This window comes from Ruegeria sp. CDSA034 (assembly GCF_059612275.1).
The window spans coordinates 552,271-578,442 of the sequence record NZ_JBXWQH010000002.1 but is presented as its reverse complement, the minus strand read 5'-3'; the positions used below and the strand labels follow the sequence as shown (position 1 = coordinate 578,442).

Here is a 26,172-nt window from a genome sequence, read left to right as displayed (position 1 = left end):
ATGTTGATCTGCTTTGCAGTATCGCGAAAACCAATTCGGGACAGTGACCATCGCCTGACTTTGCAATCAAAGCGACCCGCAACAGGCGCGAGATTTCGGCAGAACAGCAAATTGTGATCAATAGCTTGTCCAGCCAGTTCCTAATAGCGATTGCTCCAAAAGGTCTCGGCAAATGTTTGCTATGATCGTCCGCCGAGGTTTGAAAGGTCAGCTTTCTGTGCACTGCCGAGATTGATGCACAGTGCAGCAAGTTGCACTTTGGGCTCAATTGAGGCCTAAGCCGCAGCGTTGATGAGTGGCCGCTCTTCGTGCTGGGTCAGAAATGCTTGACGTTTGGGTTAGAATTGAATGACGCGATTTGTTCGTTTCTTGAGGTTTTGGCGGCCGATTGAGTCAAAGATCAGTGATGTTCCACATATCTGTTGAACGTCGCACGAACCAGACCCAACCGCCACAGTTGGACCAGAAAAGCAATGAACTTTCGACATCGGATGGCGCCCGCAAAGTTGGGCATCAGTTGAATTTGATCTTTGCGTCATCAACTAACACGCCGCACCATTTCATACTCCCGCAGACAGTTTGGTTTGATCTGACTTCCCTTTCGGAAAATCAGAGCTGATTTGCAGGTCAGACAGCGAAGCTGCCTGTTGCCGCTAATCTGCCACGTGGCGAACGCAGAAACTACCTTGTTTTCATACGTCGTATGAAGAAACACGGAATCTATGATTTGGGTCGTTGGAGTGATGAGAGCCAGAGTGGGTAAAGATTCAACCAGAGATCGCTTCACATAACACCCATACTGCGACGTACGCGGTTTGTTATGACGCTGCAATTCATGCAGCGCTCGCGAAACACGTCAGTCGAAATCCGGATCGACGAAGACCGCAATGCGGACAATTCCGTCGTTAGCTACAACAAATTCCAATGACCGCTTTCGGCGTTCAATAACACTACCAAGGTATGTTCGCTTGTGTTGGCGGTAAAACACACTTTACGTACGTGGGCCTGTCTCCAACCATGGCTCGAAAAGGAATACCTTAAAACCGCCATCCCGCATCTGTTAAGGCTGAAATCACTTCGTCCGATAGATTTGGACTGGAATAAAATGCTGCTAGAACAAGATCTGGCCTGAACTCTGGCCACGACTGTTTCAGTTTATTCAAGGTTGCATGTGCCTCTTTGGACTCGCCCAACCTTTGATAGGAAGCCGCCAAAAATACCAAAGACAGTGCACTGACGGGGTCACCATTGTCACTCGCAAATTTCAAAGATGCGATTGCTTCCCTAAACTCACCGATGTGAAAACTTGCAACCGCGTGAATGTTCCTGTGGGCAAACCGATGACTTCCTATCTCTCTGGGGTGGCTTGGGTCGCTGACGTCATACGCTTCTTCAAAGCGACCCATAACCAGTAGTATCACGCCGCGAAAGTCCAGAACGTTTCCGTCATTGGGTCGAAGCGACTGGGCGAGTGCTGAATACTCCAATGCTCTGTCATAGTCGCGAGAAACGTAAGATACCCATGCCATTGCCGATTGGCTCCAGCCGTTTGAGGGCGCAATGTCCACAGCTTTCTGTGCCATTTGTCCTGAATTCAGTATCAGCGCGTCACGCTCTTCCTCGCTTCGCGTTAGTAGAGCCTGGGTTCCCAGACTATGGGCCAATCCGGCATATCCACAGTAAAAATCGGGAGCCTCATTTATTGCCATTCTAAATATGTCGCTGGCCAGGATCTGGTTATCGATAGTTGCGATTGGAAAGAGCAGGCCCCGAGCTTGATCACAGTAGTTTGACGCCTGTACTGCAGCGGGTGATTTAGCGGATAGAGCCTGTCGCTCAAGTGAGCGCGCGGATGTCTTTGGGTTGAGATCAACAACCTGTTCCATGCGCCCGCCCAAGACGTAAGCAAGAGCAATGATCGCTATGGTGACAGCAGGGATGCCAATCAGCCAGGGTAATCCTGGCCTGAATGGCGTATGATCGACATTGCTCTGAATTGTACCAGAGCGGTCCTCGAACCAAGGCGCGTAGCCGCCGCTATCAATGTGAATGCGCAGATCGTCTCCAGCACCTGCCGTTTCATAGTACTGCTGAAGTTTCCGCCGTAACCGCCCCGCATCCACACGAACAACGTTGATGTGGCCGTCATCACTGGCAAAACTCTTGAAGTAAACATCCTGAGCGATTGTTTTGCCAAGAATAGCCTCGGATCTACCCGCAATGGCCTCTTCGACAACGTAGCTCAGAAAATTCCGAAGGCGTTCCGCCTTGCCAAATATGTCACTCGCCAATACCTGGTCCAGCGCGTACTTCACACGGGTCGCGTGACGTTCCGGATCAAGGGTCAATTCTCTGTCGGGCATCTGAAACTTCAAGTTTCTCTGTATTTTCAACTCCATACTGTCAAATGAATATTTGAATGTCACCCTAATTTCACGGTGTAACCCTTCCGCGTTGCGCGATGTGCCCTCAGCCTGGTGACTAGAGATGGACTAGGCGCCAGGGCAATGACGGACATCAACTTACTAGAGCTCGCTTTTCCGGACCAAATCAGCCGCATCCGCGTCATGCGAAGGAACCATCGTGGATTCGAGGCACTTTGCGGTGACTTCGAGTTGCTCTCAGCCGAGTTGGAGAGGGCCCGGAAGGTCAATGAGCAGACGTCACCATGTCTGATCGATCCTGTCACCGAAAGCCTAGACGGGCTAGCCGAGGAAATCGCCGAGCATCTCTCTCGATTTACCAATTCAGAGATTGTCCCGAAAGCCATTTCAGAAGTGGTTCCCATATTCACCCAGGCTCGAACAAAGGACTGAAAATATGCTGCAAAACAGACAGAGGAAGTCAATTAAGTCACTCAGCGCACTCGCCGTCGCAGCGACATTGTTCGCCACAAATGCGTTCGGTCAGGCTCCTCCGGTACAGGAGCCCTCATCCCAAGAAGATATTGAGGCTGCACTGACTGGCGGCGTCCCAATGGGACGTTGGAAAGAGGGTCTGACCTTTGAGGGCATCTCTCCGCAACCGTGGTTGAAAAGCGCGGCAAACTGGTTCCCACGCACAGAGGATGTACAGCCCAACGAGATGAGAATTATCTTCATGGGATCTGCTCCGTTCATTCGCCCTGGGCAAATGAACACAGCGATTCTTGTTGAGCTGGGTAACGGTAAGATTTTCATGTTTGACATTGGTGAGGGCTCACCAGCGAACATCATTGCCAGTGGATATGCACTGAATGAAATTACCGATGTATTCATCACGCACCTGCACGTAGACCACTTTGGTGGGCTGCCGTACCTGTGGATGTTCGGAACCTGGGCCGGTGGATGGCACGAGCAGTTGACGGTCCACGGCCCATCCGGCCGCACCAAGGAGTACGGCACCGCAACTATGGTAGAAGGCATGAAAATGATGACCGGCTGGCACCGGGATGCGTTCAGCGTCTTTCCAGTTGGCAAAGGTTGGGACATCGAAGTCAACGAATTTGATTTCCGTGACAATGGCGGCGTGATCTATGATGAAGACGGGGTCAAAGTCACACACTGGCAAAGAAGCCATGCCAAGGACGGTGCGTCTGGATACCGGATGGATTGGAATGGCATGTGCTTCATCTGGACAGGTGACGGTCGACCCAACATGATCGATATTCCTTTTGCCAAAGGCTGTGATGTCTTCGTCACGGAACAGCAGCAGGAAATCATCGAAATCTCATCCGGAGTTCAAGGCGTGCCGCCATTCCTCGGGCGTTATACCGTCGATACCCATCACACGCCCAGCTATGCGGCCGGCTACATTGCCAACCTGGTGCAACCCAGGCTTTTGATGAACACTCACATGAGCTATGACCCCTATCAGATCGAGGAAACCGTGGCGGAAATCCGAGAGCACTGGAAAGGCCCCTATCACTTTGGAGCGCCTGACGGGATCGTTGTGAACGTCACCAAAGATCAGATATGGGTTCGCGAAGGCATATTGCCCGAGTTCCCAAACTCACGAGCACCGCAGTTTGACTTTAGCAATGGTCAGTTGATCGTGCCGAAGCCACCCCATCGGCGCGAAGATATTCAAGAACCCTACGTGCGCGATATGGAGATCGATCCTAAGCTGTACTATCCCGAGGGATATCATCCTGAGCTGCTGACCGAGTGGCCAGTTGATGACGACCTTGTTGTTCCTTTGGAAGCGCTTCCCGAAAATCTGAAAGAGAGTATGGGCGCGGCGTGGCGCCATCGTGAAGCCAACCGCAAAGTGTTGGAAGAGCAAGGTGACAATTAAGCCATCATGACAAACAGGGCGATCACCCGTAAGTTCGGGTGGTCGTTCGAACTTTCTGGAAACATCACGAAGGAATGAAGTCTTGTTAATCGTACTTGGCCTCTACTTTGGAATAGTCTGGCTGGTCTTTTCCAAGTTTCACCTTCTCCCCTGGAATGGTTTCTGGAAAACTCTGGTTTACGGAGTAGCTGCTGTTATCGCTCTGGTGGTCATCGGTGCGCTGAACCACACAACTCCGACTGGCCCGGTATCCATTCAGGGTGTTTCAACGAATATTGCTCCGAACGTGGCGGGCACGGTTACAGAAGTCGTTGTGGAGCCAAACCAGGAAGTCGCAAAGGGCGAGACCCTATTCCGGATAGATAATGAAGTTTTCAAAGCCGAGGTTTCCCGGCTCGAAGCTGTTTTGGAAACTGCAAAGTCATCTGCCGACCAACTGGTATCAGATTTATCAGCTGCCGAGGCCGAGATTGAATCCTTGACTGCTCAGCTGACTTTCGGAATTCAGCGTCGTGATGACATCATCCGTTTGGAAGAACGCGGGGCATCAACCACGTTCCAACTGCAAGAAGCTGTATCAACCATCGACCAGTTGACCGCGAATATCCGCGCAGCAGAAGCCCGGAAGACAAGCCTTGAGCGGCGTATCGCCGCGAAGATCGACGGGCGTGACGCAGGTGTTGTGGAGGCCGAACAGACACTTGCGCAAGCTCTTTGGGATTTAGAGCAAACAGTTGTAAAAGCGCCGGGAAACGGCGTTGTCACGGCTGTATCACTACGACCAGGTAACCGCGCCACTCCGCTACAAGGGGCAATAACTTTTGTCAAACCTGAGGACTATGCAGTAATTGCTACTCTGCCCCAATCTAGTCGCGCTAATGTTTCGGTCGGTGATGAAATCCGGCTTGCTTTTAGAACGGAACCCGGTGGAGAAATTACCGGCCGTATTTCCGATTTTCCGGTCGGAACTGTCGAAGGTACTGTTGATCTAAGATCAGGTCTTCCCTCATTGCGCGAACTAGCCGGGATATCCAGCTACATCGTATTGGTTGAACTACCTGCAGATGCAGACAGTAATTCCTTGCAATTTGGAACGTCAGGAACAGCTTTGGTCAAGACAGACAAAGCCGGAGCCATTGGTGTTTTGGCAGAGATCCTTTTCTGGATCACTAAAAAGCTCAATTATCTTTGAAAAACCAAGCCAAAGCATCTGTGTCATCAATGAAAACTGTCGAACTCAAATCCTTGGTGTTTCGGTGGCCCGGTCAACCTGACCCGGTACTCTCAGTCGATAGCTTCGATCTTGAGGCCGGAGAAAGCGTGTTTATGAGAGGCCCCAGTGGCAGCGGAAAGACCACGTTGCTCTCGGCAATTGCTGGCGTGATCGATGTACCGCAAAGCGCGGTTCGCGTTGCAGGCACGGATGTCGGGGCTTTGGCCGGAGGTGATCGTGACTGTTTTCGCGTGGATCATTTGGGGATTGTTTTCCAGGTCTTTAATCTCTTGCCTTGGCTCAGTGCGCTTGAAAACACGTTGCTGCCCTGCCGGTTTTCAGCGCAACGGCGCAATCGGTCGGGGCCAGACCCGAAAGCTACCGCAACACGGTTGCTAAGTGAGCTGGGTCTCGAGGATGCTGAGCTGATCAATCGACCTGCCAGCGCACTGAGTGTTGGGCAGCAACAACGCGTTGCGGCGGCGCGTGCTCTGATAGGGGCGCCTGAAGTAGTTTTGGCGGATGAACCCACTTCGGCTTTGGATGAGGAAGCGAAAGACACGTTTGTCCAGTTGTTGTTGAAGGAATGCAAAGCATCAGGGGCGAGTTTGTTATTTGTCAGCCATGATCGCAGCCTAGAAAAACACTTCGATCGGAGCGTTGACTTGCCGATGCTGAACGCGGGCAAAACGTGATGTTCAATCTTTGTTATAAAAGCCTTCTCAATCGCCGCTTTATCGCTGCGTTAACTGTTCTTAGCATTGCCTTGAGCGTGGCTTTGATTGTTGGGGTTGAACGACTGCGAACAGAGGCACGAGCGGGTTTTGCCAATTCTGCATCAGGGATCGACCTGATCATTGCGGCACGCGGAAACGATGTGCAGATCCTGATGGCAACGGTTTTTGGTGTCGGCACAACTGGCGCTGGTATCAGCTGGGACAGCTACGAGATGATCGAAGATTTGCCTCAAGTAAGCTGGACAGTGCCGATTATGATGGGTGACAACCACCGTGGATATCCAGTGATTGGTACGTCCGAGCAATATTTTGACCACTTTCGTCATAGTGGCGGCCAGCAACTGATATTTGCTGAAGGTGTTCCCTTTAAGTCTCCAGATGGCGCAGTGATTGGAGCAAAAGTTGCTCAGGCTTTCGGGTACACGTCAGGCACTGAAATCGTGAATGCCCATGGCTCAGGGGAAGTCGCCTTTGATGTTCACGACGAAGCGCCTTTCACAGTGACCGGCGTGCTGGGGTATACCGGGACGGCCGTCGACAGAGTGGTTTTTGTCTCGCTCGAGGGGTTTGACGCCTTGCACGAAGAACCTGCGTCAGAGGTTGCGGACCCATTCGTTTTGATCGATGCACCTGAGGTCGCCGAAGAACACGAAGACCATCACACCGCGCATTCCCATAGCGAAGATCACGCAGACAGCGAATTTGCGGACGGGCATGTGGATCACGGCGACGGCCATGGACAAAACGATGACTATGCGGATCACGGCGAGCCTGACGAGCACGAAGAAGGGCATCAGGAACATGACGACAGTCATGCCCACGAAAGCGACCATGAAGACGAGGCGGAAGCTGTCAGGACCTCTGGCGAGCACGATCACGGTGGCCATGATCATGAACCGGGGACCATCAACGCGATTTTTGCCGGGCTTGAGGAGAAGACGGCGGTGCTTTCAGTTCAACGGCAACTGGCAGACCATCGCGACGAGGCACTGACTGCCGTTCTTCCTAATGTTGCGCTGTTGCAGCTTTGGTCGATTACCAGTACGGCCGAGACCGCGCTGCGTCTGATGGCAGTCGCTGTGGCAGTGGCTGGAATGATCGGCATGGTGGTCATGTTGTCTGCTTCGCTCGACAACCGGCGGCGTGAATTTGCGATCCTTCGATCCGTGGGCGCAACTCCAGCCGGCGTCTTTTCCCTGATCTTGCTTGAAGCCGTTTTATTGTTGTCGGCCGGCATCGTGCTCGGAGTAATCGCACTCAGCGCTCTCACGCTCGTGATAGATCCGGTTCTTGCCGCAAATTTTGGGCTTCGCATCGGTGTTGGCCTGCCGAGTTTTCGCGAGGTTCTTCTCATAGCCATCGTTTTCTGCTCTGGTCTTCTTGCCAGTATTATACCTGCGTTAAGGGTGTACCGTATGACGCTATCAGACGGATTGTCGGTGCGGCTTTGAATAAGAGGACCCGCTGAAATGAAGACCACTACGCATTTTCTGAATATCTTATTCGCCCTTGCGATTGCGGGGCCTCTTCTAGCAGCGGATCCGCGCAACATACGTTGGCAGGATCTCCTTCCTGAAGAGCGGCCTTACCACGATCCATTTGCCACCTTAGAATATTCTCAGATCAATGCGTTGGCCATGCTTTATCGGATTGAGGTTCTGCATGCGGACACTGCGGATGACGAGAAGCGCGCCGAAGCGGTTCAGATCCGCGAAGACCTCGTATCTCAAGGCCTTGACCCAGATTGGTTGTTTGAACAACGCGAAATTGTGATGAACCAACGGTTGATTGCCGCGCGCGAACCGAACCTTGACCTTTTGGGGGAGAACGTGCGTCTTCCCGGCTATCTCCTTCCCCTGGATATTGTCGACCAGAAGGCGGTCGAATTCCTTCTGGTTCCGACAGTTGGAGCCTGCATCCACACACCACCACCTCCCGCCAATCAGATGGTCTATGTGCGATACGAACAAGGCTTCGAAATTGACGAGTTATATAAGCCAGTTTGGATAAGCGGGGAAATGCGGGCACAGAGCAGGTCCCAGTCACTCAATTACGTGGACGGCCAGGCCAATATCGAAACATCATATGCGATGGATGCGCTGTCGGTAGAAATCTATGACTGATCAGTCAGACTAGAGGTCCGTTCTTTGGCTTCACCGGGATACATCTTTGCACCGAACCCTGTATCAGAATCTTTGGTTCGTGCAGATGTGACACTGCAAATCTCTTCTGAAGCTCCTTGATGATCAATTCGGCGATTTTTTTTGTCACGATCCGCCATTTTGTGTCCACACCAATCCGCGCGCATGGGTTTAACAAGTACACCCGGCAACCCTCGCTGGTTAATCAGCTTATCATAAGTGGCGAGAACTCTTTTTCATTGCTCTTGATCGATCATGTTGTCTCTTTGACTTATTGATCAGAGTTCTTAATCGAATCGCATACCGCGCTTGTAAGCCGCCTGTCGTGCGTGTCGCAGCATCCGTTAGTTTGGGCTCACAACAGACCTTAGCCGCAACGTGAATGAATGGTGGCTAGGGAAAACCCGCTGCCTCGGTCCATTTGGCATCAGGAGCCAAATGCGCCTGAAGGTTGCGACCGTTTTCTTCGGAGGTTTCGCCCTCATAGGTGCTTTTGACAAATTCCAATGGAGTCTTGTTTTGCTCCTGAGCGTTGACGGCAAATGTTGTCGCCGAAACGAACGCAAACAGGACAGCACCAATGATGCTGTATTGCGTAATCTTGGTATTCGTGAACTTGCAAGACATGAAATTTCTTCTCTTCGTCGCGGCGAATGCGGTGTAGTTCACAGCAAACTGAGTTTTGAACTGTTGGTGATTGGGCGCCGGATTTGGTGGGCTAGCGCCCCTTTCGTAATACAGAGACCGAATTGGACGGCCTCTGATGCCGGTTTAGACTTACGGCCAGGAACGCTCGCCTTCGATAACCTGGGCGCTTAGCTCCAGATCGCTCACGTTCTCAAAGTCGGGATAGGCAGCCTGCATCGCGGCGATCAATTCTGCGGAATCTCCCGCCTTGTCCGCGGCCGCCTCGAACGCGGCAATATATTCTTTGGTGAAGTCAACGATGCTTGCGTTTTCTGCGCTGTCCCCAATGACATGACCCGGGATGATCCGTTCGGGGTTCAGCGCAAGAAGCTGATCCAACGTTGCACGCCAGCTGTCGCGGCTTTCCGGGGTTTGGTTGTCGGCCATCCAGACATGCACGTTTTCATAAAGGACAACGCCGCCCAGCACAGTTTTTTCCGAAGGCACCCACAGGAATGTATGAACCGGATCGTGCCCATCGAGGCCGATCACCTGCACGGTTTCACCATCGACCGTCAGGCTGTCGCCTTCCAGAACCTCAGGTACAATCAATTCGGATGGGGCGTTCGCGTCCAAGATCGGGCCCCAGAAATCGTATTTGAGCTGGATGGTTTTCTCGATGCCTTTGACGGTCTCAGGTGTCGCGACGATTTTGACATCCGGGTAAGCTGCACGGATCGTATCCAACCCGAAATAGAAGTCAGGATCCTTGTGGCTGATAAAGACGGTCGTCAGGGATTTACCTGTCGCCTTGATCATATTAACCAGTTGCTCTGCATCGTCCTTTTCGAACTGGGCGTCCACCAGGATCACCTCATTCGGACCTTCGATCAGGTTCGATGAGACCGGGAACAGACTGCCTTCATTCGGGCTTAAGGCGGTGATGGTGAGATCAGCCGCAAAGGCTGCGGTGGACAGCAGCATGGCTGCTGCAGAAGTGAGGATCGTCTTCATAGGGATGCTCCTTGCATTTATGCGGCCAATGCCGCGATCTCTTCAGGAAAGTGGTAGTAGGTTGAGACGTCGACTTGGGTTGTTCCGCCGTCGATTTGCATCACCAGAGTCGGGACACCTTGCGACCCGAACCGTGATTGCAAATTTGCAGCGTCCGTACTGATCTGCCGGGCGAGGCTTCTGCCTTCGTCCAACGAACGGTTCACGCTGAATTCAATCAGGGCACTTCGAACCGCTTCGCTGTTACCTGCGGAAATGCCGTCGACATAACGCACCCGTTGCAAAACATTTGCCAGCTTCATCTCAGCGTTAGCGCCCTGATCATGAACCAAAGCTGCGGCGTATGCGGTCAGGCTGGAATCCAGCACTTCATCAGGGTTTCCCAGAATGTCTTGAACATAAGTGTCACTGAACACTTGCCCGGTCAGCTGTTCAATGCGTCGGTCGTATTGCAGAGCCATTCGGCCGAAGCCATCGCCCATTCGGTATGCGTTTGTGCCCTGGAACAAATGACGATGCATAGCGGTGACATCAGCACCACTCTCAACCAGCGCGTTGATCACCGGTGCCGCGGCATAGCACCAGCCGCAATAGGTATCGTAGATATAGGTGAAGCGCGTCATTGCAGTCTCCGTATTGGTAAACCACAAGTAGTGCGCCGCTAATGTTGACTAAAGATAAAATATGTAGACACAATGTCAGTTAAAAAGTGACGAATGATGAAGAAATCGAACTTAAATCGCCTGGAGTATTTTGTTGCCATCGCGGAAGAAGGAACGATTACTGCGGCCGCTGATCGCATGCGTATTAGCAAGGCGGTCGTCAGCAAGCAGCTTCAGCTTTTGGAGGAAGAGCTTGGTGCAACTCTTGTTGTGCGTAACTCTCGCTATCTAAACCTCACGGAAACCGGACAATCCTTCTATGAGGCCGCACGTGCATCAGTGGCGCAGGCCGAAGAAGCTTATGAAATGGCAAAGCAAGGGCGCGCAGAACCGACTGGAAACCTGCGCATCACCGCCCCTCTCGATATGGGCGTAACATACGTTTCACCGGTCGTGGCCGAGTTTCGCATCGCCTATCCGGCTGTCACGATTGACTTGACGCTAAGCGATACGCGGTTCGATCCGGTCGAGGCACGATTTGACATTGCATATCGGGTAGGCTGGCTTGCCGATTCCGCCAACGTTGCGCGCAAGTTGGCCGACTTTCAGCAAATCGTAGTGGCGTCGCCTGATTTGGTTGAGCAACTTGGACAGCCAAACCATCCGGAACGATTGGCAGCGTTTCCGTTCGTCGAACACAGAGCCCTGCCAAACCCACTGAGTTGGAAGTTTAGTAAAGCTACCGGTGAAACCTGTGACGTAAAAATGAACCCCGCGTTGCGAGCAGACGTAACACCAGCGATCAAGGTAATGGCAGTCGAAGGGGCCGGGATCTCTATTCTGCCGGATTTTTTTGCTAAGAGAGAAATCGAAAACGGTGGACTGATCCGGCTTGTACCGGACTGGGCGCTTCCAACAGGAGGCATCTATGCCGTCTACCCCCCCACGCAGTTCCGATCAGCTGCGACAAAACAGTTTGCGGAATTGTTTGCAGAAAGACTTCGCAACAGTCTGGCGTAAGAGAAGAGTGGTGAAACTCAGTTAACGTTCGTGTCCGTCCGACATTGAAACGAGTGAATGCTTAGCAGCCCTTAGCGCGGTTGCCGCGAAAGTCGGCTTTGTCCGCGAGGCAGCCATTCGTACTCGTACCATTGAACGGCCATCACTCAACCAGAGATCGCTTCACATTAAACCGCTTCAGCGACGTTCGTGGTTTGTTATGACGCTGCAATTCATGCGGCGGTCCCGAAATCTGCCATTCGAGATGCCTTTCCGCGACAAGCGCAACGCGGACAAAGCTGATTTCTTTCGGACCGGATAAATCAAATAAATGTGGTCACGCTGGAAACTTTACTTCTTTCAGAACCATGCCACATCGCAATTGCCTTCATTGAGCCGCCTGGCGCTCTTTTTCCGGCCAGAATTCATCCACCACGACATATGCGATGATTACAAAAAAAGCGGCGCTGGCAACTTGCAAAACTCGAGTGATGCTTTTGACGTCAGCCTCGTCTGAAAACGGTGCAACCGACCCACCGTATACAATCAGAGCCGTTGTAATTGCTGAGCCCGCAGCGGCGGCGAGCGGGGCTTGAGATTTACCAAGTGCTCCGAGCGTCAGGCAAAAGAAAAAACAGAGCAGAATGGGCGTCAAAACAACCGGAGCTATTACGTTTACTTCATAGCATATGATGGAAACTGCCGCCCCAAGTAGGTTGGCCGTCAACATAGCTTTTGCAACAGTTTTACCCGCGGCAGGCATCGCCGCAAGTTGCTGGCTTAGTAGCGCGACAAAGAACAGAACCAGCAACGCAGACGCGCCAGAAATAAAAAACGCCATAGCAAAAGGCACTGTGACAAGCGACATCCTGACTATTCGGCGATGTGGATCGAAATTCGCCTGCGCTGCAGCTTTTTTTTGAGCCGCCGTTTGAGGTTCAGCGGGTATCAACGCGAACATCAGTGTCGAAACAAAGCCCGCAAACAGCAGATTCAAAGGTATCCAATACACAAGCACCAAGGCCAGATCCTGGGATTGCAAAACCAAGTTTGGGATCATCAATGCCCCCATGAGAGCGATGACACCTGGTAAAACTCCGGCGCCTGATACGGACCACATGAAGGACAGGATTATTCCAATGGCCACCAGAATGAGAAACACGAGCGGATATGGTGAGAAGATTGACGACAACAGGAACGAAATGAACATCAACCCAATAGAGAAGACAAAGAGCTTAGCAAATGCTGCCAAAGGCAATGCGGCAGGTGCTTGTAGAAAAAGGGCGGCGAACACCGCCCCAATGACGGCGAGTGGCCAGCCAAGAAACAAGCCCATGGAAAAGACGCCGGTGACACCCACCGCAAGCCGGGCGACAGAGCGTTGGTCCTCAGTACGCATAGGACATTATTGAAACCACGCGGATGTAGGTGCGGCCTACTAGGTTCAGCAACGAGTTGTCACTTAGATACATGATCACATCGGCCTGACCGTTCAGCTGAAAGCGAAGGTCATCTTCGGTGCTTCCTGCTTCATAGCCGGGCAAAACGATCCTGACTGGGAATCTCTCAGGCTCCCGCAAAAAACCTTTGGTGCTTGGCGGGCTCGCCAATTGTCCGGGCACATCACCGCCACTTAAGGCAACAGCCGCACTAAAGCTCTCAATGACACCCGGAATAATCTGACCTGGATGCATGTCCAACACTACGTCAACCGGAGATCCTATCGAGGCTCTTCCTAGGTTGTTTTCGGAAAAATAGGCTTCGATCCAGACGTCAGTCGCGTCCAGAAACGTCAATAGATCCTGGCCTGATCGCGCATATGTTCCGGGGGCTATCAGCAAGTTAGAGATGACACCTGTCGCCGGAGCACGTAGTATAGTCCATTCAAGGTTAAGCTCTGCATCTGCCAAGGCGGCCAACGCGCGCTGGATTTTCGGGTTTTCAATCCCGTCGTCACCAAGCCTCTGTTTTGCTTTTTCCAGATCCGCTTTTGCGTTCTCATAGTTAGCCTCGGACTCTGCCAATTGCCCTCGTGCATCATCGGCCTTTGTGACGGCAATCAACCCTTTCTTTTCGAGCGCAAATACGCGTTCCGTTTGAATGCGCATCGTATCCAGATCGCTTTGCGCCCTTGCTAGTTTGGCCTGTGCCGCTCTCACCTCTGCCGAAGATGCGCCCACTTCTTGAGTGGCTGCTTCGAGGTCAGCTTCCGCTTTGTCGCGCTGAATCTCGTAGGGTCGCGGGTCGATCCGGACAAGGATATCTCCGGCCGAGACAATTTGACCATTTTCGACCAAGACTTCAGTCACGGTGCCAGTCACCTGCGGGACGATTTGGGTCGCCACGGCTTTTACTCTGGCGTTCCCAGTAAATGGCGTTTTCCGATCAGCGACCAGGTACCAAACAAGAAAAATCAGAATGACAGCCAGGGTTGTCCATATTGTCTTCCTCATTTCGCCGCACCTTCAGCAGCGCCCTCGGCTTCGGGCGAGGTATCAATCCAAACCTTGAACAGCTCATAGAAGACAGCGAAGAGAACCGGCCCCATAAAGACACCGATCAGACCGTACGCCATCATACCTCCGAGAACACCGATGAGGATGACCAACATCGGAGTCTCAAGGCCTTTTGAAATGAACACGGGTCTTAGAAAACTGTCCATTATCATGACGGGAACGGCCAATATGGTGAAGATCAAAGCAGTTCCGCCGGACATGGAACTCCAAGCGTAGATAATTACCGGTATTAGAACCAATCCGGGCCCGATTTGGATAATCGAGAGTATCAGGCAGATAAATGCCAGAGTGGCGGCCGAAGAAATCCCGAACAAAGCCAACAGTATCCAAACGAAGACTGCCTGAATGGCTGCCACGCCAATTACGCCTTTTGTCACGTTCCGGATCGTTGCGCCTGCCAGTGTTACGAATTCACCGCCGCGTGGTGCAAAGACGCGGTTGGCAAAGCGCTGAAGACCCTGGACCAAACTTGGCCCGGGGCTGAACAAAGCCCCCATAATCAGTACGGACAGAGCTAAGCCAAGCAGCCCGATTCCGATGCCCAGCACCTTTCCGAAGAGCGATTTGGTGATCTCAAGGATTTGCGTGCCGTATTTTGCAAGCGCGCCGTCAAGATTGCGCTCAAACATTCCCCAGACATCGGCTATTTTGTCTCCCACCAAGGGCAACTCCTTGAGACCCTCTGGTGCAGGTGGGACTTTCAACTCACCTTTGTCTGCTTGTTCCGCGAATTCAGACCCAAGTTCTGCAGCACCAGACACCGCGGTAGCGACTGGCCCGAGGGTCAGAACAAGACCCAATAAAACCAAGATCGTCGTGGCAAGTTTTTTCCGCCCTCCCAGCTTGGACTGAAGCCAATCAAATGCCGGGTAAAGCGCCACACAGAGGATCGTTGCCCAGATAACCACGCTCGCAAGCGGGGCCACCATGACCAGGGCGCTGTAGAGGAATAGTCCAAGAAAGAGCAATCGTATTGCCAGATCGACAATCTTTGCGTCCTGTGTCTTTTCCATTCCATTCCTCCATATGTTTTTCGATTGTTACACTCAAAAAACATAATATGTATATTTTTTTGAGTTTTAGTGATCATCTATCAGCTTGAAGACACGAATGAATCCCGGCTACGGCTTGAGGTACCCAGTCAAACCAATGCCTGGGCGTGAACTCGATTTGACCAAATTGGGATAATCTACTTGCCCGCTTTTTTGTCGTCCTGGGACAAGATCGTATCCGCCACTGTGGTTGCTGCAGTGACGAAGACACCGAGACCTACAATGATGTATACCATCGTAAAGATCTTCCCTGCCGCGGTTTCGGGTGAAAAGTCACCAAACCCCACGGTCGAAATGGTCACGACAGAAAAGTAGATTGAGTCGAGCCAGCTCCAACCTTCGACAAAGTGATAAAAGACCGAGGCCCATAAAATCATTCCAACTGTGAAGGCAAGAATGCCTTTCACTCTACCGTCCTTGAAAGCGACGCCTATCCCACGTGTTATTCTGGTTAGTGAATTCATCATGCCCTCATCGTTTGATGAATTCACACATAGCAGTAATTAGATAAATATGGAAAATCCGAGGAACTTGGCAGCCTGTCGATTGAAGCTTACGTCGTTCCGCCATGTTCAAAGCTCATGCAGCGCATCCGTTTTGGCTGGTAAAACTCTCTTCGAGCCAGCTGTTTAGTAACCGGGCGTGCAGCACTAGCCGAACGTTTGTCATTTACCCGCTTCTTAGCGGTTCGACTAAATAGGCGAGAAATTCAGCAATTTGGTCAAGGTAATTCAGAGTTCAGATCATTTACCGACCATATATTCCATTAACTTGATGATTAAATGGTCTAGGCTGCCCATTGGATGAATCGGAATTTTAGGAGAAGAACGTGCGATACGTTGCAAAAGGTATTTTGATTTGTTGCGCTGTCGCGTTTGTCGCTGTGTTTGCAGCTTGGCTTTTCCTGTCTTCTGCGTTGTTTTCCTCGGTCAGGACTACTTTCGTCGAAAATCTGATCTCCAAAAAACTTGGCCAAGAGGTTAGAATTGAAGATGAGGTGCGTCTGGGTATTGGCCGGCAATTGCAGGTGTCAGCGGCAGGGCTGGAATTACCCGGTTCTCCGAATGCTGATGTGAAACTTGCAGCAATCGATGAGATCGAGTTTGAAGTTTCCGCGCGCGACCTTTGGAACAGTAAACTGTCACTGAGTGGTCTTTCGCTCTCAGGTGTTCATCTGAACCTAATCACAGACAAAGACGGCTTCGGAAACTGGCAGTCCATTTCCCAAACGGAAGACGAAGCCGGGAAACCTGCAAATTCCCCGACGCCGCTGTTAGCCGGAATTCTAACGGACCGCAAAATTGATCTGACTGATATCGCCATTCTTTATCAGAACGAGTTAAACGGACTTGAGTTGGATCTGCAGCTTCCTGAGCTGCTTTTAAAGCGCGATACGGAAACCGACGTCGCGACGGCAGTCGGGGCCGGTTCGCTGAACGGAGAGAGGTTTGATCTGAACGCGACATTCCCCGCAGAAGACCCATTTCAGTTGGCGATGAATTTCGAACAGATTTCGATTGTCGCCGAGGAAGTCCCTCAAGAAAACGGTCTGCAAGTGGCAACGACCGTAGAGATTGCCGAACTTGGCCAGCTTCTCGATATCTTGAAGCTCAATCGCGTTTTGGAAGGTACAGGGAATATTGGTGCAACGTTCACATCAGTCGACGGTGTAGCACGAATTGACGACCTATCTGTATTGGCTGAATTGGAAGGCGGACAAAGCCTTTCGTTGACGGGGCAGATCGGGGAATTGGGAAATCCGGAAGACGTATCGTTGACAACCCGCATTCGGTTGTACCCTGAAGACGCTGAACCAGCCCCTGCCGCATCGCGATATGATCTTAAACTTATCGCGGTCGACATGGTTATCGACAGCGTGCCCGGGCAGGTACCGCAGCGACAAATGGTCATTAAGACCAACGGTTTCACGTTGGACACGTCCGGCGAAGGCCCACCCCCGATTAAGTTCTCCGAGCTTTCCAGAACACCAGAAGGCGCCTTAAAAGTCGGAAACATCAACCTTAGAATTGGGAACCCTGCTGATCCGTTTGTCATTTTGAATGGTTCGGTCGATGACGCGCTTCAGTTGCAAGGCATATCAGCTGAAGGCCTAATGGATATTCCGGCCGCCAGTTTGATCTCGCCAGAATTGTTGGGACCAGACGACCAGCTTGGCAGGTTTTCTGGTGACTTCCATTTGAACGGAGACATCAATCAGCTTTCGCTGACGAACTTGGATGGAAAGACAAGCGATACGGACGTCTGGAACCTTGAGGTGCATGGCACTGTCAAGAATGTACTCAAATTCGAGGACCTGGATTTGGCAATTGACGTCGCAGTCCCATCCGGGGCGGACCTTTTGGAGGCACTATCGCTTGAACGTGTGGAAACCGGGCAGGCTCGCCTTGAAATCAACCTCGTTAGCGAAGGCACCGACTGGAACGCGAATGCGAATGTCGAAGTTGCTGAATCTGTCCTGGAAATTGTCGCCGATCTTGATGATGCAACAAGTGACCCTGTGCTGAAGGGTTCCATTGAGAGTGACCTAATAAAGATAGATCATATTCGAACTATCATTCAGGCCGCTGCACAGTTGCGGAAGCTAGGCGGTGCGGAGCCCAACGAGGAAGACGTCAATCAAGAAGCAAGTGACACTGGCCCTTTAACTGATGTGACGCTTAAACCTATTGGGCGTTCAGTTCTCTTGTCCGGTATGGATATGGATGTCGACATTGATCTTCGGCACATAGAGGGTGCCAAAGGCATCAGCAGTTTGCAAAGCGAACTGACGCTCAACAAGAATGAGCTTAAGGCTGGGCCTTTGAAATTTGAATACGGAGGCGCTCATTTCGACGTCACCGGGCAAATGGATTTATCGAACGACGCGCATCTGCTCACGCTGACCGGCAAGGCAGGCGGCTGGCAGCTGGATGAAATTCTTCACAGCCTGAACTTCAAAAAAGGCGCAAGCGGTACGATCTATGCAGATTTTTCGGTGACCGGCGGAACCGATTCACCCAAGCATTTTGCAAACAGCATGAACGGCAACGCCACAGTTTCAATGCGTGACGGTTCGATCGAGACACAGCTCTTAGATCTGGCAGGACTAGGGGTGCTACCTTGGGTGTTTACCAAAGAAAAACAAAAGGTTGCTCCAATCGTATGTTTGCGTGCTCCGATTAGTATTTCCAATGGAAGTATTTCGACGAAACAAACCACATTGGAGACAGACCATGTCCAAGTTGTCGTCTTTGGCGGCGTCGATGTGGCCGGCAAGGTTTTGGATTTAAATCTACAGCCCCGCAAGATTGGCGAACCACTTTCGAAGAGCCCTTGGCCCGTGACCTTGAAGGGCCCACTAGCAAAGCCGAAGATCAAGGTCAAAGACGGTCCGAAACGACTGAAACGATCGGATGGTGCGGACAAAATGCCAGCAAAAAGAAAACTTTGCGTTCCGGACATTTTACAACTGCAGTAGTGGCGGAGGCAGTCGATAAAAGAACACTTTTAAAGTTCAAACGGAATGACATCGCTTTCTGCAAGCGTTTTTTGCATTGGGTTTTCTCTCGATGTATTCCGCACTCTAGGCGAATGGAAACTCTCGTGGAGTTCAGCCGACACGACGGAAGACCTTTGAGACGCAAATGGAAAAACGTGTGCACTATTGAAATGGAAGATAAAACGAAAACAATAGCTTAGTTAAGCGTGAGTGGCAAAACTATGTGTCGCCTGACACTCTGATTTGATTGAAGAAATTGACGGTATTAGCCAGCTACCCGCAAACCACCCGCCATAGCTAGAATGGCTCATACACAAGAAAAACTGTTCCATGGCGATACCTCGTCAGAGAACTCCTCTTAAGAATATGGGCATGTCGCGGCAACCGGTATTTCGAAAGCACGCTGATAGGGTAATTGTTGAGAACTAGTGTGCGTGAACTCAGAAGAACTCACGCGCAGAAACATTGGATCGTGGGTCTTTGTCACGTCGTCTTTTTTGTTTTCAGCAACTGGACCTTTTCGGTTGAAGCGCACATTAAAACTCGCTTCCTGACCTAACTTAAATTTGTCGTAGTCTAAACTGCTACCGGTTTCCTGAATCGAAAATGAATTCGCCTTGCTCATCAATCACCTGCTTTGCCTTCGTGAGGCTGAAGCTCTCGGCCTGATCCCGGCTGTCAAAGACATCCGCCCGGACCATCGCATGAGTTTTGCGCTCTCCATCGATTGTCTTTTCGATACGTGCCGAAAGGCGGTACTTTCCACCCTCGGCAATCAGGTCGGGGAAGATGTCGAACCCTTTGTATGCGACCGGCTCAGGATCCGACTTTTTTCCGCCGCCGAAGAGTTTTGAGAAGAGTGACATGGACCGGCTCCTTTCAGCGTTGCTCGGATCGGAGACTAACGCTGCTCGGGGCGGGTTTGAAGTGCCCTGTGTGGTCGATTCACTGGTTCCTCGACCCAATTGCACTCTCGCTGTCTACCGGAAGCTAGAGTGCGCCCACTCAATACGGGAAGCCGCCCTGAACGACAAATGCTGCGCTCATCACCTAAGTCGTCTCTGGACTCGTAGCGTATATTCGAAGTCAACACTAAGGAGCGTTTGGTTTCGGGTATGCGCAACAAAGCTGTCACACAATCGAGATGCCTTTAACTCGATCTGATTCCAGCCTTCATTTCAGCATTTGGTTTGCGGCCGCCTGAAATGCAGGCATTGCGTTTTCTATCATTTCGTCAGTAGCTGTAAGGCAAATACGAAAATCCGTTGGGCGGTCGAAAACTGTTCCTGGCATCACATAAACGCCTTGCTTTTGAAGACATTCAGCAAAGGCATCGCTATCACCGCCCGGGGCTCTCCCCCATAGATAAAAGGTGCCTTCTGGCCTTGTCATCCTGTATCCCCACTGACCCAAAGCACCAAGCATTCGTTCGCGTCGGCGAGCTAGGGCGGCAATGTCGATTGAGACGTTTTCAAGGTGCGGCAGCGCATAGATCAATGGAGCATCCGGGACATTCCAACCATCCGCCATCTGCACGGCAAACCGCAGAGTCTGAAGTTCTTTTCGTTCCGCTGCAGGCAAGGTTGGTGAGATCGCAAGGTAGCCAAGGCGCAGGCCGGGCGCGAGGAGAATTTTCCCGTAAGAATAGTCGATCAGTGTGTGCGGATAGACGGCTGCTGGTGTCGTAAAGCCAATGCCGTCGAACCGAATGCGGCGGTAGGGTTCGTCAGACAATATCCAAATTCGATGACCGATCTCAGCTGACTTAGCCTCGAGCAGGTCGGCAAGCTGTTGCAGATCAGAACGCGAGTATATGCGACCAGTCGGGTTGTGCGGCGTATTAACAACCACGATTTTGGTACGAGAGGTTATGGCGCTGGCAATAGCCTCCAGGTCAAGGTCAAAATTGTCTGGATCCAGAGGCACCTGAACCTCTTTGGCATCGGCTGCGGCTAGCATTGGCCCATAGCAGAACCAGCCCGGCAGCGGCACGATGCATTCGTCTCCGGGCTCAAGAAGCATGGTGAAACACATCTTGATGGCCCCAAAAGCGCCTTTGGTCAGCGCAATGTCATCCGCCTCGAATGGAAGCCCCAACTCTTTGGATAAGGCATCTGCCAGAAACGCGCAGGGGTCCGCTTCGTTGGTCTTATACGCAAACCAATCCACACTCTGAGGTTCGGCGTGGGTCTTCAGCGCATCGACGACACTGGGCAAAGGCATTTCGTGGGGATTGCCAAACGTGAAATCTGCGACAGCTGGCGTTTCCTTCACCGCAGCATTGTAGGTTGTAAAGAAGGCTTCGACTTTCTGGATGGAATGCGCAGCAGTGTTTGCACGGCGGGCCGTCATGGACATTGAACTCTCCCTACTAAGATGTCGGCATTGCGAGCACAGAAGGAATACTGGTGTGTCGAACAACATATAGATACCCGATCCACAATATTTTGCAGCCTTTTTCGCTATTTAACTTGTGCGACTTCGAAGCCAATGACGAAAAACCAATTCCATATTTGTCTCGGACCCGGCATCCATATCATTGAGCGGTAACGGTCATTGCCGGACAAACTTGGCATCATCGCTTTGGCGATCTTGACCGGTGAAGCTCTAACCTTTCGAAAATAGCCAGGGAGTTTTTGTTAGGTTGAAGGATGTGTTCACCAATTCCAATTAAGCCTAGGGCTCATTTGTGAAACTCACTTCTGATGGTCGTCCTGTTGCAAATTCAACCGACGCAAACGGTGGTTCTAGCTCAAAAAGGGCGTCAAATGTCTGCAATGAGATCCGAACCTGACGAATGCAGACGTAGCGATCACATAGCTCTGAAACGGCAGGTAAGGGCTCAAATCGGGCTAACGACAGCGTAGCAGCCGGACGTGCCGCATTGGGGTGGCAAATGGAGGCAACCAGGACAAAGCGCTTTTTCAACGCAAATAAGCGTTAGTTCGAAATCCGGCGAAATTCGACCAGAACATTTAAAGGTTGTTGAACCGAAGCTACCCGTCTGGTAGCTTGCGGGACTGGAAACCCTGACAAAGGAGAGATCAGATATGCTGAATCGTCAGACTTTAATGCTTCGCGCGGAAGGCGCAGTAGCCCGTTAAAGCGGTCTGACAGGTTTCCGATCTGAAGGCCGCCTCGTGAGCGGCCTTTTTTGTGTTTTTTCACGTGGCGGCTTTCCATCATTCATGGAGAGAACAATGCCAACCTTATCACTATATATCCCCCTCAAACGGTCGCGTGGCCTCTTGCTACGGCTGGATGCTGTATTTGCCTTGCAATCCGGCAGGGAACGGCCGGTTCTGCGCAAGTTAGCTGAATTGCCGGATTACCTTAGGGAGGACGTCGGCCTCCCGCCACAGATTGAACGCCCTCCGCCTTCGCACCACCGGGTGCCATTCTGAACATCCGACCGAGCAGGGGCAGTTCGCTGCCCTTGCTCTCAACAATCGCGCAATGTCGGGTACTCGTCTATTCGTACATAGATTAATCGCCCAATGGCTGTGGGCCGGTTCTGCCGTGGTAAGCCGTCAATGATGCGCGAATTCGCCGGAGATTCTCTTTCGTTTCGTCGGTCATCTCTTGCGCCACGGTCATGGCTAATGCGTCAACAATGGCGAGGTGGGCATATCGCGAGGCTGTAGGCTTGTAGATGTCACTGTCCTCAGGCAACTCCGTGAGAAGAGCAATTTTAGATATGTCGGACAGCCTTGTATTGGGCTTTGTGATACAGATTGTGGTCGCGCCATAACCATTAGCGACTTCGGTCGCACTTACGATAGCGTCGGCCTCACCACTCGCCGAAACAAGGAAGAGTACGTCTTCGGTTCCGAGCGCGGCAGCACGCATTTGTAGAGCATAGCTGTCATTTACAAAGAATGACGGAATCCCAAGTCTAAAAAACCGGTTGGAAGCTTCCTGGGCGACGAGCGAAGAGCCCCCGCCTATTCCTGAGAACAGGATTTGTCGTCGACCCAGGCAAGCGTTCTTCGCTTCTTCGAGTTTCGCCGTATCGATTTGACCGCGCATAACATCCAGGGTCGCAAACAAAGCCCCAAGAACTTGGTCAATCGCGGTATCTGCGTCAGGGCTTTCGTCATCGGCGTTTCTATACAGATATTGTGCGCTGACAGCGACGTTCTGGGCTAGGCGGAGTTTGAAATCTCGAAATCCTTCGCAGCCGAGGCTGCGGCAGAACCGAACCACGGTTGGCTTGCTGACCGAGCAGCGTTGCGCGAGATCCCCGATGGTCATGGCGCTGATTTCGTTGAGGTGGTCCTTTACATAATCGGCGACCTTCTGCTCCTGAACTGCCAGTTTGGTTTCTGAATTGTGCAGTGCCGGAATCAAATCGACTGCTCCAATTCTGCCCTTAAGTGGAGGGGCACTACCATCTGATATGGGGCGAGATTCGTTCGGCAAGCCGGTAGATTCCTTATGACTGGTCATGAAACTTAGTTACATGCATTGATGTATGTGGGCAAGAAATTCGTCGTGAGATCCCCTCTTCGCGGCGCATAACGAAACTAAGTTACATTTTTTCGTTGATATCTCATCAAGCATCACGCATTGTGTAACCAAGTTACAGATTCGGATCCTGGGGAGGAATACGAATGTCGGACTGGTTCGCCAGCGCAAGTTCAAGGATAAATTCAGTCGTTGAAGGCATTGTCGCAGCTTTGATGCTGTCTCTGGTTCTGGATGTCTGGCTTGGCGTAATTGACCGTTATTATTTTCACTGGCAACTTCCGTGGCCAGAAGTGTTGGCCCGCTATCTGATGATCTGGGCCGCGTTGCTCGCGGTCTCATCTGGTATTGCGCGCAGAGATCACATCGGTCTCACGGCATTCGTCATGATGCTCCCAATTCGCTTGCGGCGAACTCTTCTTATCGCGATGGATGTATTGGCGTTGGCTTTATTTTTATATGTTGCGTTCTTTGGTATCAGTTTCGTGGAAAGCGGAGCGCCAAGGCAGGCAATGATATTTGGGGCAAGCCTTGCTCCGTTTTACGCAGCCATTCCCGTCGCAGCGGCCTTGTCATCTGTGCAGCTGATGCTTGTCCTGTTTCGTGACTTGGGTACGCACATTGACGAACCGCCCTTTGCTGTAAAGGCGGAGGAAACACTGTGATTGTCGCAATCGTATTTGTTGCACTCATCCTGTTTGGAATGCCTATTGGTTTTGCTATTGGCCTTGCTGGCGTTGTTGGGTTGATCGATATGGGAGGAACGCAGTTTCTTGCGATTGGTCCCAGTAAGATATTCAACGGCCTCAACATCTTTCCCTTTCTCGCCATGCCGTTCTTCATTTTGGCCGGTGAGATCATGAATGATATCGGGATCACCAGTCGTTTGGTGAAACTTGCGCAGGTTTTGGTCGGACGGTTTCGGGGTGGGCTGGCCCATACTAACATGTTGGCGTCAGTGTTCTTTGCCGGATTAACAGGCTCGGCGACAGCGGACGCGGCGGCCTTTGGCCGGACGCTTGTGCCAGCAATGGTGAAAGAGGGCTACAAGCGCGACTATGCCTGCGCGGTCACGGCCGCGGGGTCCATCATCGGCCCGACCATTCCGCCATCGGGGCTAATGGTTGTCTACGGGTCTCTAATGGGCGTTTCCATTGCCGGCCTGTTCGCGGCCGGAGTTCTGCCAGGCCTGGTGATCTGCATGGTCTGCATGGCGGTGATCGCAATTGGCGGCAAACGGGAAAACCTACCCAAAGCGTTGCGCGGAGCGACCCCGCGCGAGATCTGGGAAACGTTCGTTTCCTCTCTGACCGCCCTGGCGATGCCTGTGATCATTCTGGGTGGCATCCTGGGCGGTATCGTCACCCCGACGGAGGCAGCATCGATTGCCGTGGCCTATGCCATGTTCATCGGGGTTTTCGTCTATCGTTCCCTGACCTTCAAAAGTTTCTACGCGATGCTTGTGCGTACCGCGCGTATCACCGGGGTAATCTTCGTAATAATCGCCTTTGCCGGAATCCTTGGTTGGTGGATGAGCTTTGAACGCATTCCGCAACTGATTGCCGAAACCGTTCTTGGGCTTTCTGACAACCGGTATGCCGTAATCGCGATCATCATTGGTTTGCTTCTGATTGTGGGCATGGTGATGGACATCACAGCCATTCTGATCATCCTTGCACCTGTCCTAGTGCCGCTGACAGAGCAAGTCGGACTGGAGCCGATCCACGCCGGCATCATATTTGTGCTGGCTCTGAACATCTCACTGATGACGCCACCGGTGGGTGCTTGCCTGTTTGTTCTGTCCTCCGTGACCGGCGAAAAGCTGGAACGGATTTCAATCAAACTGTTCCCGTTTCTAATAGCAGAAATTGCGATCCTTTTCGTCTTTGCTTTCTGGGAGAACGCAGCGCTTTGGCTTCCCCGGATGTTGGGCTTTGCCCAGTAGTTTCGCCACAAAAACCAAACCAACAGGAGAACTATTATGAAAAAAATTCTGACAGGTGCGGCGCTGACCGCGACCATGCTTGCTGGCAGCGCATTGGCCGAAGGTGGGGTGATAAAATTTGGCCACGACAACAAAACTGACCCGTTTGAAAACCCAGCTCATGCCTGCACGGCAGTATTTGCAAATCTTGTTAACTCAGGCACCAATGGCAGTGTTTCGGTTGAGGTCTTCGGGTCCAACCAATTAGGCTCCGCAGCAGAACACGTTCAACAGATGCGGGACGGGATCATTCAAGCAACCTTGACCTCAACTGGTGCGTTGGCCAGCTACTACCCGCGTATCGATGTGCTAAACCTGCCCTTTGCCTTTAACGGCAACGCATCAACTTACGAGGTCTTTGATGGCGAATTCGGTGAGGCGCTAGCCGCTGATATCGAGGCAGAGATGGGCGATGTTGTGGTTCTGGGCTTCCCGGACACCGGTGGTTTCTTTGCGGTAACCAACTCGCAACGCCCCATCGCGGACCTGAAGGATTTTGATGGCATTCGCATTCGCACAATGACCTTGCCGTCACATCAGAAGATTATTCAGGCGTTGGGTGCGGAAGCCTATCCACTGTCTTGGGGTGAAGTGTATTCCGGGCTGCAAACCGGAGTGATTGACGGTCAGATGAATCCTGTACCGATCATTTCGTTCGCTAATTTTGCAGAGGTTCAGCAATACATGACGCTGACCAATCACTTGTTCTCACCCTACACCTTCATGATAAATCGTGCCTTCTATGAAAGCCTGTCAGAGGCAGAGCAAGCGACGATCCGCACAGCCGCCGAAAACTGCGTGACGGCCAGCCGTGGCTTGTCGCGTATCATTGAGGCGTCAGATCGCGGCCTTGCGGGTTTGATGGATCAGATTGAGGTCACTGCTCTAACTGACGAACAGAGAAGCTCCATGGCAGCTGCAACGCAGCCTGCATTTGAAGCACATGTTCAGGAGAACCTGGATGAAAAGGCGGCAGAGCTACTGACAAGCTTCAAAGCTGCGGTGGAGAACGCCAACAACGCGTCCTACCTCGATTGATCCTCCCT

At 51.9% G+C, this 26,172-nt stretch carries 22 protein-coding genes; 11 read left to right on the top strand and 11 right to left on the bottom strand.

The window, feature by feature from the left end:
- Positions 1–1,037: 1,037 nt before the first annotated feature.
- Entirely contained in the window at positions 1,038–2,426 is a 1,389-nt protein-coding gene (locus AC2FLJ_RS06765) for a tetratricopeptide repeat protein (RefSeq protein WP_496704942.1), read from the bottom strand.
- 81 nt (positions 2,427–2,507) lie between these two features.
- Here AC2FLJ_RS06765 and AC2FLJ_RS06760 point away from each other — a divergent pair, with 81 nt between their 5' ends.
- The 6 genes from AC2FLJ_RS06760 to AC2FLJ_RS06735 all read left to right on the top strand — a co-directional run bounded on the left by AC2FLJ_RS06760 (position 2,508) and on the right by AC2FLJ_RS06735 (position 8,348).
- A complete protein-coding gene (locus tag AC2FLJ_RS06760; RefSeq protein WP_496698320.1) occupies positions 2,508–2,816 on the top strand; it encodes a hypothetical protein in 309 nt (102 codons plus the stop codon).
- Between the two features lie 4 nt (positions 2,817–2,820).
- Complete coding sequence (gntH, locus tag AC2FLJ_RS06755; RefSeq protein ID WP_282170052.1) at positions 2,821–4,275, top strand: guanitoxin biosynthesis MBL fold metallo-hydrolase GntH; 1,455 nt, start codon at positions 2,821–2,823, stop codon at positions 4,273–4,275.
- 82 nt (positions 4,276–4,357) lie between these two features.
- Positions 4,358–5,467: an HlyD family secretion protein gene (locus AC2FLJ_RS06750; RefSeq protein WP_472724714.1), complete on the top strand. Its 1,110-nt coding sequence runs from the start codon at positions 4,358–4,360 to the stop codon at positions 5,465–5,467.
- A gap of 29 nt (positions 5,468–5,496) precedes the next feature.
- Positions 5,497–6,183, top strand: coding sequence for an ABC transporter ATP-binding protein (locus tag AC2FLJ_RS06745; protein ID WP_496698324.1), 687 nt, complete (start codon positions 5,497–5,499; stop codon positions 6,181–6,183).
- Positions 6,183–7,676 (top strand): ABC transporter permease, encoded by a 1,494-nt coding sequence (locus tag AC2FLJ_RS06740; RefSeq protein WP_496698326.1) that lies wholly within the window; start codon positions 6,183–6,185, stop codon positions 7,674–7,676. The genes AC2FLJ_RS06745 and AC2FLJ_RS06740 overlap by 1 nt, the downstream gene beginning before the upstream one ends.
- An 18-nt stretch (positions 7,677–7,694) precedes the next feature.
- Positions 7,695–8,348, top strand: coding sequence for a DUF3299 domain-containing protein (locus AC2FLJ_RS06735; RefSeq protein ID WP_496698328.1), 654 nt, complete (start codon positions 7,695–7,697; stop codon positions 8,346–8,348).
- Between the two features lie 411 nt (positions 8,349–8,759).
- On the opposite strand, the gene AC2FLJ_RS06730 is transcribed toward AC2FLJ_RS06735, so the two are convergent.
- The 3 genes from AC2FLJ_RS06730 to AC2FLJ_RS06720 form a co-directional block, all read right to left on the bottom strand.
- Positions 8,760–9,035 (bottom strand): hypothetical protein, encoded by a 276-nt coding sequence (locus AC2FLJ_RS06730; RefSeq protein WP_496698330.1) that lies wholly within the window; start codon positions 9,033–9,035, stop codon positions 8,760–8,762.
- Between the two features lie 108 nt (positions 9,036–9,143).
- Positions 9,144–10,007, bottom strand: coding sequence for an MBL fold metallo-hydrolase (locus AC2FLJ_RS06725; RefSeq protein ID WP_496698332.1), 864 nt, complete (start codon positions 10,005–10,007; stop codon positions 9,144–9,146).
- A 17-nt stretch (positions 10,008–10,024) separates the two neighbouring features.
- Positions 10,025–10,630 carry a DsbA family protein gene (locus tag AC2FLJ_RS06720; protein ID WP_282170046.1) on the bottom strand — a complete coding sequence of 202 codons (606 nt, stop codon included), beginning with the start codon at positions 10,628–10,630 and terminating at the stop codon, positions 10,025–10,027.
- Between the two features lie 96 nt (positions 10,631–10,726).
- Here AC2FLJ_RS06720 and AC2FLJ_RS06715 point away from each other — a divergent pair, with 96 nt between their 5' ends.
- Entirely contained in the window at positions 10,727–11,629 is a 903-nt protein-coding gene (locus tag AC2FLJ_RS06715) for a LysR family transcriptional regulator (RefSeq protein ID WP_496698334.1), read from the top strand.
- A 367-nt stretch (positions 11,630–11,996) separates the two neighbouring features.
- Here AC2FLJ_RS06715 and AC2FLJ_RS06710 read toward each other — a convergent pair whose 3' ends face one another.
- The 4 genes from AC2FLJ_RS06710 to AC2FLJ_RS06695 form a co-directional block, all read right to left on the bottom strand.
- A complete protein-coding gene (locus AC2FLJ_RS06710; RefSeq protein ID WP_496698336.1) occupies positions 11,997–13,007 on the bottom strand; it encodes a DUF2955 domain-containing protein in 1,011 nt (336 codons plus the stop codon).
- The gene (locus AC2FLJ_RS06705) at positions 12,997–14,061 is read right to left on the bottom strand and encodes an HlyD family secretion protein (protein ID WP_496704937.1); all 1,065 of its coding nucleotides are present in this window, start codon (positions 14,059–14,061) and stop codon (positions 12,997–12,999) included. The genes AC2FLJ_RS06710 and AC2FLJ_RS06705 overlap by 11 nt, the downstream gene beginning before the upstream one ends.
- Complete coding sequence (locus tag AC2FLJ_RS06700) at positions 14,058–15,137, bottom strand: AI-2E family transporter (RefSeq protein WP_472724435.1); 1,080 nt, start codon at positions 15,135–15,137, stop codon at positions 14,058–14,060. The genes AC2FLJ_RS06705 and AC2FLJ_RS06700 overlap by 4 nt, the downstream gene beginning before the upstream one ends.
- 176 nt (positions 15,138–15,313) lie before the next feature.
- On the bottom strand, positions 15,314–15,583 hold the full coding sequence (locus tag AC2FLJ_RS06695) for a potassium channel family protein (RefSeq protein WP_472724434.1): 270 nt from the start codon (positions 15,581–15,583) through the stop codon (positions 15,314–15,316).
- Positions 15,584–16,005: 422 nt separating this feature from the next.
- Here AC2FLJ_RS06695 and AC2FLJ_RS06690 point away from each other — a divergent pair, with 422 nt between their 5' ends.
- On the top strand, positions 16,006–18,654 hold the full coding sequence (locus AC2FLJ_RS06690) for an AsmA family protein (RefSeq protein WP_496704934.1): 2,649 nt from the start codon (positions 16,006–16,008) through the stop codon (positions 18,652–18,654).
- 605 nt (positions 18,655–19,259) lie between these two features.
- On the opposite strand, the gene AC2FLJ_RS06685 is transcribed toward AC2FLJ_RS06690, so the two are convergent.
- The 3 genes from AC2FLJ_RS06685 to AC2FLJ_RS06675 form a co-directional block, all read right to left on the bottom strand.
- Positions 19,260–19,541 carry an HlyU family transcriptional regulator gene (locus AC2FLJ_RS06685; RefSeq protein WP_282170040.1) on the bottom strand — a complete coding sequence of 94 codons (282 nt, stop codon included), beginning with the start codon at positions 19,539–19,541 and terminating at the stop codon, positions 19,260–19,262.
- A gap of 307 nt (positions 19,542–19,848) precedes the next feature.
- Positions 19,849–21,033, bottom strand: coding sequence for an aminotransferase class I/II-fold pyridoxal phosphate-dependent enzyme (locus tag AC2FLJ_RS06680; protein ID WP_496704933.1), 1,185 nt, complete (start codon positions 21,031–21,033; stop codon positions 19,849–19,851).
- A 1,128-nt stretch (positions 21,034–22,161) separates the two neighbouring features.
- A complete protein-coding gene (locus AC2FLJ_RS06675) occupies positions 22,162–23,025 on the bottom strand; it encodes a MurR/RpiR family transcriptional regulator (protein ID WP_496704932.1) in 864 nt (287 codons plus the stop codon).
- A gap of 332 nt (positions 23,026–23,357) precedes the next feature.
- Here AC2FLJ_RS06675 and AC2FLJ_RS06670 point away from each other — a divergent pair, with 332 nt between their 5' ends.
- From AC2FLJ_RS06670 to AC2FLJ_RS06660, 3 genes are read left to right on the top strand one after another with little or no spacing between them, the layout of a single operon-like run.
- Positions 23,358–23,807 carry a TRAP transporter small permease gene (locus AC2FLJ_RS06670; RefSeq protein WP_496704931.1) on the top strand — a complete coding sequence of 150 codons (450 nt, stop codon included), beginning with the start codon at positions 23,358–23,360 and terminating at the stop codon, positions 23,805–23,807.
- Entirely contained in the window at positions 23,804–25,087 is a 1,284-nt protein-coding gene (locus AC2FLJ_RS06665) for a TRAP transporter large permease (RefSeq protein ID WP_282170036.1), read from the top strand. The genes AC2FLJ_RS06670 and AC2FLJ_RS06665 overlap by 4 nt, the downstream gene beginning before the upstream one ends.
- A gap of 36 nt (positions 25,088–25,123) precedes the next feature.
- Entirely contained in the window at positions 25,124–26,164 is a 1,041-nt protein-coding gene (locus AC2FLJ_RS06660; protein ID WP_299888147.1) for a TRAP transporter substrate-binding protein, read from the top strand.
- Positions 26,165–26,172: the final 8 nt, after the last annotated feature.

Coding starts and splice junctions, on each gene's coding strand:
- AC2FLJ_RS06760 (WP_496698320.1), top strand. CDS start 2,508: ATGACGGACATCAACTTACTAGAGCTCGCTTTTCCGGACCAAATCAGC.
- gntH (WP_282170052.1), top strand. CDS start 2,821: ATGCTGCAAAACAGACAGAGGAAGTCAATTAAGTCACTCAGCGCACTC.
- AC2FLJ_RS06745 (WP_496698324.1), top strand. CDS start 5,497: ATGAAAACTGTCGAACTCAAATCCTTGGTGTTTCGGTGGCCCGGTCAA.
- AC2FLJ_RS06740 (WP_496698326.1), top strand. CDS start 6,183: ATGTTCAATCTTTGTTATAAAAGCCTTCTCAATCGCCGCTTTATCGCT.
- AC2FLJ_RS06735 (WP_496698328.1), top strand. CDS start 7,695: ATGAAGACCACTACGCATTTTCTGAATATCTTATTCGCCCTTGCGATT.
- AC2FLJ_RS06725 (WP_496698332.1), bottom strand. CDS start 10,007: ATGAAGACGATCCTCACTTCTGCAGCAGCCATGCTGCTGTCCACCGCA.
- AC2FLJ_RS06720 (WP_282170046.1), bottom strand. CDS start 10,630: ATGACGCGCTTCACCTATATCTACGATACCTATTGCGGCTGGTGCTAT.
- AC2FLJ_RS06715 (WP_496698334.1), top strand. CDS start 10,727: ATGAAGAAATCGAACTTAAATCGCCTGGAGTATTTTGTTGCCATCGCG.
- AC2FLJ_RS06710 (WP_496698336.1), bottom strand. CDS start 13,007: ATGCGTACTGAGGACCAACGCTCTGTCGCCCGGCTTGCGGTGGGTGTC.
- AC2FLJ_RS06705 (WP_496704937.1), bottom strand. CDS start 14,061: ATGAGGAAGACAATATGGACAACCCTGGCTGTCATTCTGATTTTTCTT.
- AC2FLJ_RS06700 (WP_472724435.1), bottom strand. CDS start 15,137: ATGGAAAAGACACAGGACGCAAAGATTGTCGATCTGGCAATACGATTG.
- AC2FLJ_RS06685 (WP_282170040.1), bottom strand. CDS start 19,541: ATGTCACTCTTCTCAAAACTCTTCGGCGGCGGAAAAAAGTCGGATCCT.
- AC2FLJ_RS06680 (WP_496704933.1), bottom strand. CDS start 21,033: ATGTCCATGACGGCCCGCCGTGCAAACACTGCTGCGCATTCCATCCAG.
- AC2FLJ_RS06670 (WP_496704931.1), top strand. CDS start 23,358: ATGCTGTCTCTGGTTCTGGATGTCTGGCTTGGCGTAATTGACCGTTAT.
- AC2FLJ_RS06660 (WP_299888147.1), top strand. CDS start 25,124: ATGAAAAAAATTCTGACAGGTGCGGCGCTGACCGCGACCATGCTTGCT.